Here is an 8703-nt window from a genome sequence, read left to right as displayed (position 1 = left end):
TTTTTTTTGGCCGGTACTTTCAGGAAGATACTCACTGATAAGCTCACCATACCCGTAAGGCCCAAGTCCACTATGGATATCAATAACAATCACTTGGTCTCGTTTTTCCGGTTTGATTTGAGCAACCAATTCTTCGATGGTTTGACGGGACCAACTGGCTTTCTCTCCACCGAAATAAAGTGCTTTTGCATCTGTATATTGGCCTTGGCTGAGCTTATCAAACTGCTCCCGGTGCTCACCAACCTGATTCACAGCATCCCTCTGTTTACTAAGCTTTTCCCATATGGCCACCGCTTCACATGAGTCAGGTAGATTGACATTAAAATCGACAAAATTACGATTAATATCGATGCCTTCATGATCATTTCTGCTGGCACAGGCAAATCCCCAGGGATTAAGCGCATGAACCATCACCACACACACATCAGCAGGTAAACGCCGATGACGTCCAACAAAGTCAGACTGGATAGCTGATCCCACACCACCTTCAACACCATGAACACCGGAGACCAGTATCAGAACATTTTTGGCCTTGGGACTACCAGCCCAGGCAATATCACAGAACAAACGTTCGTTTTTCGGTCCACGAACAGGGTGGACAATATTGTTGACCCGTTCGACAATGGAGCTTGTTTCCACTGCTGATATGAACTTGTCTCGTGCACCAGCATAGCGTTGAGAAAACACACTCAGAACGGCTTCTGCATACATGGCAACAACTCTCCTGTACATAAAATTTCGGCGAAGAATAGGCGACTTTTATGATTTTGACCAGATAATCAGCATAGTGGCAAAAATATTTATCACAACCATGACACAATCACTTTATGATGCACAAATCGTCTGGCTAACCTGATTCGGAGCAATATTAAAGTTACATGACTAACCATTTGATAATTTTAGAAAATATCGAAGACTGGGCTCCTTACTTCCCCAGCGCTCAAGTCATCGCAGTAGATGATTACTTACAAACGCCTTCCCCTTCTGCGAGCGAGCGTGCGCAAATAATTAATCTCTGTCATGGCCTGGAATATCTGAGTCCCGGTTATTATTGTTCTATGGTGGCTGAGGCACGTGGACATCGCGTGATGCCCAGTTTACGAACCATTAATGATCTGTCACGCAAAAGCCTTTATGCCTACGACTTGTCTGATTTTGGGACACAGCTGGATAAAGTCATTGCTGCCAGTGATAAGCAGTCTGAAACCAGTTTTAAACTGAAAGTGTTTTTTGGGCAGTGTGAATTTAAAGGCCTGCAAAAGCTGGCGAGACAAATTTTTGAACAGTATCCCTGTCCGATCATCGAAATTGAGTTTACTCACAAGGGGCATTGGTTAATTTCGGCTATTAAAGCGGCACCGCTTAATCAGCTCAGTGATAATGAACAGGATAATTTTGCCAATGCTTTGGATGCGTTCAGTCATAAATTGTGGCGCAAGCCTTCCAAACGTCGCCAGTACCGTTACGATATGGCTATTCTGCATAATCCAGATGAAAAAATGCCGCCAAGTGACGCCACCGCACTAAAACGTTTTATTTCCAGTGGCAAACGCATTGGCATTGACGTGGAATTGATTACGCCAAGAGATTATATTCGGATTGCCGAGTATGACGCCTTGTTTATCCGTGAGACCACAGCGATTCATAATCACACCTATAAATTTGCTCGGCGGGCTGAAAGTGAAGGTTTAGTGGTTATTGATGATCCGACTTCTATCATTCGATGCACTAACAAGATCTATCTGAAAGAACTGTTGGAGAAACATAACTTGCCGATGCCGGAATCCCACTTGCTGTATCGCAACGATAAAACGGGGTTGGAAAAAATCTGTGCTGAAGCCACTTTCCCTTTAGTGATGAAAATTCCTGATGGCGCATTTTCCAAAGGCGTAATTAAGGTTAACAATGCAGACGAACTGCGTAGCAATGCCACTGAGTTTTTTCAGCAATCCGCAATAATATTGCTGCAGGAATTTATGTTTACCGATTATGACTGGCGTATCGGAATGTTTAATAACAAACCGATTTATGCCTGCCAGTATTTTATGAGCAAAGGCCACTGGCAGATTTATAACCACAACACCAAAAAAGGCATCGATTCCGGCAAATCAGCTGCGGTACCCATTTCTGAAGTTCCGGAAAAAGTACTTAAAATCGCGACAAAATCAGCGAAACTGGTGGGAGATGGGCTCTATGGTATTGATATCAAACAAAGTGGAAGCCGAGTTGTGTTGATTGAAATCAATGATAATCCCAACATTGATAGCGGCGTTGAAGATGCCTATCTGGGACCAGCTCTTTATGACGATATTATGCGAGAGTTTTTACGACGACTTGAGGCTCGTAAAGCACATCGTCAATCTTAAAATTGCTCAGATATAAAAAAGCGGTGGCTGAATTATCAGTCACCGCTTCTTTAATTTAGCTTATCGTTACCTTAGAAAGAGTAACTTGCTCCAACATGGAGGTAACGCTTTTCCCCGACAAAGTAGCGATATTCATCTGAAAAGCCATTGTAATCCGCACGTTCCGCATAATCAGTATTAAATAAATTGTGGATTTTTCCGTATAACGTCAAATTACTTGTCACTTCATGTGAAGTACGCAAGTTGAATACATCATGTCCTTCATACTTCTTATCATTTCCATCTGTTACGTAGTATTCGCCCATATGAATCCACTCTAATTCTGCACGAGTTACTGGTGATATGTTCCAGCCTAAACGAATATTCCCCATACGTTTGGGAGCGGTGACCAGATAGTCACCTTTTTCAATATTGCTAGTTTCCCGATTAAAGTCATATTCGTGTTTGGCAAAGGTAACATTCGCTGCAATATCAAATTGTTCGTTAAATGGATAGAAAGCTCCTAGTTCCAAACCCGTATGCTGCGTTTTACCATCTGGCACGTTAATTTGATTACTGTCTGTAAAGAAATAATCTTTTTTCTTCATGTGATAGGCAGCGATCTCATACTGTAGTCCCGAGCCAACACTACGAACACCAATCTCAATGCTATCAATCGTCTCTGAATCAGCAGCACCACCGGTCGCGCCAGTTTGCTGAATACGATATAAATCAGTGGTTTGTGGAGCACGATTACCGCGAGCATAATTAATAAACGCTGCAGTATCATCAGTCAACTCCTGAACGAGGCCCAATTTTGGACTTAAATTACTAAAATTTTCTTTCCCACTGTCTGGCCGTAAATAACGACCATTCCCTGGAATCGTTAGTGAATCTGTATTATTTGTGTAGTCATATTTGGTGTATTCATAACGGACGCCAGCGGTTACCCGAGTTTTATCCAAGACCTGCCATTCACTATGAACATAAGGTGCAACCACAGTAGCATCAACTTCATAGTCATAATGCACACCTTGTACAAAATCACTAGGATCTGGTCCAAAAAATACTGTTGGGTTATTCTGGATTTCTGATAACTGACCTTCTGTATATTCAAAGTCTGTACCAAATATAATCTTGTGTCCACCGCTTAAATCTTTGGTATATGCAGCTAAAAGGCCGACACTGCTGTGTTTATTTTTCTCTACTGGCTGTCCATTTAGAAAATGCATCAAGAATTCCATTTCGGTATGACGCAGATAAGGTGTCAGTTTAAAGGTAGAGGTGTCTGTTAACTGACGCTCCCATTCGGTGGATAAACGAGTCGCTTTAGCATCACGATAGGCTTCAGGATTGGGATTGGTTCGGGAAAGACCTTCATCTTCGTATGCTTTGAACCCTTCTATATATCCGGCTGTTTCCTGGTTAAGATTGGTATGGCTAAATAAGGTTTTAAAGCTGTCAATATCGCCATAATAATCATGACGGAAGCTGACTTTCTGCTGGTCGTATCCGGCTTCACTGACATACCCGCCGTCAGTTGTACCATTTACGCTTAGACGGTAACCATGCTGTCCAATGGTATCACTCACAGTTCCTTTCATTTGATATAAATCATGCGGCCCAATGGAAAGGTCAATTTCACGCTCAAGATCCAATGATGGGGCACGACTTAATACATTGATTAAGCCGTGGACTGCATTAGAACCATACAAAGCACTGCCCGGGCCACGTACGACTTCAATGCCGCCAGCCTGTTCATAATTAACTTCAAACAGACCGTTCACATTGGCAAAACCTGCCGCACGTAAAGGGATACCATCTTCTAAAAACAAAAATGACCCGGCACCCGCACCACCTGTTAAAACAGGCGAACGAATTGACGTCAGATGCTCCTGACCATTACCACGCTGAATATTAACACCACTGACACGATTGACGATTTCAGTGATGTGATCCGGGCGCACCAGATCGATTTCTTCTTCTGAAATTCTGCCGGTATTACCAGCCAATTCCAGGATAGGGGTACCGGAACGGGTTCCTGTGACAACTAATTCGTCAAGAGATAAATTCTGATCTTCCTGAGCATGTGCCGGTAGAGCAATATTCACCGTGGCCAAGGCCATCAGAATAGGTAATTTACGTAAAGTGGGCATGAGCTGTGATTCCTGAGCTATATGTTGTAAAAAGTTGACTTATTTTCTCATGTTGTCTTTTTACAACACATCAGAAAAATCCTTAAATGACGTTGAAAAACGTCCTATCATCCCCATGTATTGACTCAAATCAATTTATCCGAACGAGCCCATGGAATATAAAGACTATTACAAAATTCTTGGCGTAAGCCGAACTGCGACTCCCGAGGAAATTAAAAAAGCCTATCGGACGTTGGCGCGTAAGTATCATCCAGATGTCAGCAAAGAAGAAAACGCCGAAGAAAAATTCAAAGAAGTCGGTGAGGCTTACGAAGTATTACGTGATAAAGATAAACGCGCTCAATACGACCAGTTTGGCGGTCAATTCCGTCATGGTCAATCTTTTTCCCCACCACCAGGCTGGGAAGAAAATTTGGGTGGATTTGGTCAAGGCAATTTCAGCAGCTTCTTCGAAAACATGTTTGGTGGCATGGGAGGAATGGGCGGTGGCCGAAGTGATAATTTCTTTGCCAGGGGTGAGGATGTAAACGCCAAAATCACCATCTCATTAGAAGATGCCTTTCATGGTGCAAATAAATCCATTCGTCGTCCTGCTGGCGCCACACAGACGGGAACCGTCAGTGTCAAAATCCCTGCCGGAATTGAACCAGGTAAGAAAATCCGTCTGACCGGTCAAGGCAAGGCAGGGATGAATGGTAAACCTGGCGACTTATACCTTGAAATTCAGATTGCACCACATTCGCTTTATCGGCTTGATGGTAAGGATGTTTATCTTGATTTACCTATTGCTCCCTGGGAAGCCGCTTTGGGAGCAAAAATCACTGCGCCAACTTTAGCGGGAAAAATTAGTCTGAATATCCCGGCAGGAGCACGCAGTGGTCAAAAAATGCGTTTAAAAGGTCGTGGCTTGCCAGGTAAGACCGCTGGAGATCAATTTGTTGTATTACAAATCATGACGCCTCCGGCCAATACTGCAGAAGCGAAAAAGTTTTATCAGCAAATGGCTGAAAAACTTCCGTTTAATCCTCGTGAGAACTTTGAATAAGCATTGAGGTAAAGACAAAATGATGAACAAGTTGAAATCTGCTGTCGTTTGGGTAGCCGGCATAACATTATTAACTCAGGTTGCTGTCGCCGCCTTACCCATTCCTTGGCTGGATGATGATAACCAGATGCCTACCCTGGCGCCGATGTTGGACCAGTCAAAACCTGCCGTAGTGAATATTGCTACGCGCAGTGAAGTACGTGTTCAGGATAACCCCTTATTAAACGATCCGTTTTTCCGGCGTTTCTTCAATCTTCCGGAACAACAACAGCCCCGCACTCGACAAGCACAAAGCCTTGGTAGCGGGGTTATTGTCAATGCTAAAGAAGGCCTGGTGTTAACTAATAACCATGTTATTCAACGAGCCGACGAGATCACTGTTTCATTGCAAGACGGACGTAGCTTCCAAGCGGAGGTAGTAGGAAGTGATCCCGCTACAGATGTGGCCGTCATTCGTATTCCTTCAGAAAACCTTACAGCGCTACCTTTAGCGGATTCCGATAGTTTGCGGGTAGGCGATTTTGTAGTAGCGATTGGTAACCCATTTGGTCTGGGACAGACAGTAACTTCAGGTATTGTCAGCGCATTAGGTCGGAGCGGCCTGGGATTAGAGGGCTATGAAAATTTCATTCAGACTGATGCCTCCATTAATCCCGGTAACTCAGGTGGTGCTCTGGTTAACCTGAGAGGTGAATTGGTCGGTATTAACACGGCTATTTTTTCACCTGGTCAAGCCGGTAATATCGGCATCGGTTTTGCTATTCCCAGTAATCTCGTCAAACAAATTACTGATCAATTACTGGAATATGGAGAAGTGCGTCGTGCCTATCTTGGCGTACAAATGCAGGATATTACCCCAGAACTCGCACAAGCCTTTGGCATTGAAGCCAATCGGGGTGGTGCTGTTGTCACGAATGTTATTGCAGACTCTGCCGCTGAAAAAGCGGGTCTTAAAGTGGGCGATGTGGTAACTGCCGTTGATGGTGTGTCGCTCTTAAATGCCGACAACCTACGCAATACTATTGGTTTATTGATGGTAGGCCAATCCATTCAGCTGGACATTATTCGTGATGGAAAACCACAGACACTGACCGCCAAAGTGACTGAAGTTCAACGCTCACCGAATGTTCAGGCAGGCGAAGTGCATCCTAAATTAGTTGGTGCCACATTTGGTGATATTGAGCCATCTTCACCGGCTTATGGCAAGGTGGAAGGCATCATGTTGTATTCAGTTCAGCGGGGAAGCCCAGCCTGGATCGCCGGTTTGCGTAGTAATGATATCGTGACTTCGGTTAATAGACAGCCAGTTGCAAATCTTGAGCAATTTAAACAGTTGGTCTCAAACCAACCGGAATTATTGTTAAACGTGGTTCGAGAAAATCAGGCTTTATTTATTTTGCTACGCTAAAGCAGATTGTTGATGGCGCGGAGAAACGTTTCTCCGCGCCATACCTAAACACTTATTTCACTACTCGTTTAATTGCTAAAACCAAACTCAACACCAATATACCGGCAATGATTCCAACCACTGCATTGAAGAGTTGGGGCACTATAAGCATCATTACCGAACTAGTGGCCACAAAGCTCTCTAACCAGTGATGCAGAAAGGCCAGACCGTGGACTAATATTCCTCCACCGACCAGAAACATTGCCAACATCCCGACTACAGATAAAAACTTCATGAATTTTGGGGCAAGCCATAAGATACCCTGCCCTAATGATCGTTTAAATCGTGTAAACCAGTCCTTACCGGCACTGGTTATTAAAGCTAATCCAGCATCATCAAATTTTACTATTCCGGCGACAAGTCCATACACACCAATGGTCATCGCTATAGCAATCAAAGAGACAACCATGGTTTGCGTCATTATGGGGGCACCTTGGGCCACGCCCAACGAAATGACAATGATTTCTGCAGAAAGAATAAAGTCAGTTCGAATAGCCCCTTTGATTTTACTTTTTTCAAACTCGGCAATATCCACGTCCGGTGTGGTGATCGCATGCACTAACTCATTATGATGCGCATCATCTTCAGCTTCTGCATGAATGAATTTATGGGCAAGCTTCTCTACCCCTTCATAGCAAAGATATAACCCCCCTAACATCATTAAAGGAGTAACCAACCAGGGAAAAAAAGCACTGATCAATAATGCGGCCGGCACCAGAATTAATTTGTTTACAAAGGATCCTTTTGCAACTGCCCAGACCACCGGCAGTTCTCTACTGGCATCAATGCCACTGACTTGCTGGGCGTTTAACGCCAGATCATCTCCCAGTACCCCCGCAGTCTTTTTGGCAGCAACTTTTGTCATCAATGTGACATCATCAAGCAAGGTGGCGATATCATCAATTAAAGCAAGTAAACCAACACTGGCCATATCTTTTCCTCATGTCATTAAGTAGCAGAAGATGTTTACCTGCGGATTATAGAGATATTCTGATGCGTTATCTTAATGTAATTGATATTTACAACCCTAAGTCACTCAAGCTGGGGGAGTCATCCGGACGCCGACCTTGTGGCCATCGAAATTTCCGTTCATTTTCATTAATCATTAAATCATTGATGCTGGCATAACGTGTTTTCATAAGACCATTTTCATCAAATTCCCAATTTTCATTACCGTAAGATCGATACCACTGTCCATTTTCATCGTGCCATTCATAAGCAAATCTCACCGCAATTCGATTATCGGTATAAGCCCACAACTCTTTTACCAACCGATACTCCTGTTCGCGCTGCCATTTTTTCTGTAGAAAAGATTTTATCTGTTCTCGTCCCAACGGAAATTCTGAGCGATTTCGCCATTGACTGTCAGTGGTATACGCTAAAGCTACTTTTTCTGGATCGCGACTATTCCATCCATCTTCAGCCATTCGCACTTTTTGTTTTGCAGACTCTAAGGTAAATGGCGGAAATGGCGGTTTTTGTTCAATTTGATGCATAAGTTTTCTCCTTACATACTGGCATACCGATTTGTCTACCTCTAGAATAGACAGATCGGTATACCTCTGTCAAACTGACTTAACAATCAAAGAGAAATTCGCATGGATAAACGTCAACAACTTATTCACACCGCATTCAAACTGTTCTATCAGCAAGGCATTCATGCTGTCGGCATCAATCAAATCCTGCAAACAGCCGGCGTTGCAAAAAAAA

General features: G+C 43.5%; 8 protein-coding genes. 4 read left to right on the top strand and 4 right to left on the bottom strand.

The window, feature by feature from the left end; all coding sequences use genetic code 11:
- Window positions 1-711, bottom strand: a 711-nt coding sequence (locus tag LGT40_RS01235; protein ID WP_226343135.1) for a DUF2817 domain-containing protein, incomplete at its 3' end; no start/stop codon positions are given.
- A 167-nt stretch (window positions 712-878) separates the two neighbouring features.
- On the opposite strand from LGT40_RS01235, the gene LGT40_RS01230 reads away from it, so the two are divergent.
- Entirely contained in the window at window positions 879-2366 is a 1488-nt protein-coding gene (locus tag LGT40_RS01230; RefSeq protein WP_226075555.1) for a RimK family ATP-grasp domain-containing protein, read from the top strand.
- Between the two features lie 71 nt (window positions 2367-2437).
- On the opposite strand, the gene LGT40_RS01225 is transcribed toward LGT40_RS01230, so the two are convergent.
- The gene (locus LGT40_RS01225; RefSeq protein WP_226075558.1) at window positions 2438-4501 is read right to left on the bottom strand and encodes a TonB-dependent receptor; all 2064 of its coding nucleotides are present in this window, start codon (window positions 4499-4501) and stop codon (window positions 2438-2440) included.
- 151 nt (window positions 4502-4652) lie between these two features.
- On the opposite strand from LGT40_RS01225, the gene LGT40_RS01220 reads away from it, so the two are divergent.
- Complete coding sequence (locus LGT40_RS01220; protein ID WP_226075560.1) at window positions 4653-5546, top strand: DnaJ C-terminal domain-containing protein; 894 nt, start codon at window positions 4653-4655, stop codon at window positions 5544-5546.
- A gap of 19 nt (window positions 5547-5565) precedes the next feature.
- Window positions 5566-6954 (top strand): DegQ family serine endoprotease, encoded by a 1389-nt coding sequence (locus LGT40_RS01215; protein WP_226075564.1) that lies wholly within the window; start codon window positions 5566-5568, stop codon window positions 6952-6954.
- A gap of 52 nt (window positions 6955-7006) precedes the next feature.
- Here the strand turns inward: LGT40_RS01215 and LGT40_RS01210 are convergent, their stop codons facing one another.
- Both LGT40_RS01210 and LGT40_RS01205 read right to left on the bottom strand, forming a co-directional pair.
- The gene (locus LGT40_RS01210; protein WP_226075566.1) at window positions 7007-7924 is read right to left on the bottom strand and encodes a DUF808 domain-containing protein; all 918 of its coding nucleotides are present in this window, start codon (window positions 7922-7924) and stop codon (window positions 7007-7009) included.
- A gap of 88 nt (window positions 7925-8012) precedes the next feature.
- Window positions 8013-8489, bottom strand: coding sequence for a nuclear transport factor 2 family protein (locus LGT40_RS01205; RefSeq protein WP_226075568.1), 477 nt, complete (start codon window positions 8487-8489; stop codon window positions 8013-8015).
- A 102-nt stretch (window positions 8490-8591) separates the two neighbouring features.
- Between LGT40_RS01205 and LGT40_RS01200 the strand changes: the two genes are divergently transcribed.
- Window positions 8592-8703, top strand: a 112-nt coding sequence (locus LGT40_RS01200) for a TetR family transcriptional regulator (RefSeq protein WP_226343136.1), incomplete at its 3' end; no start/stop codon positions are given.

The organism is Methylophaga pinxianii, from assembly GCF_020447225.1.
GTDB lineage: Bacteria > Pseudomonadota > Gammaproteobacteria > Nitrosococcales > Methylophagaceae > Methylophaga > Methylophaga pinxianii.
The sequence above is the reverse complement of the archived record's forward strand: the minus strand, read 5'-3'. Positions and strand labels throughout refer to the sequence as shown.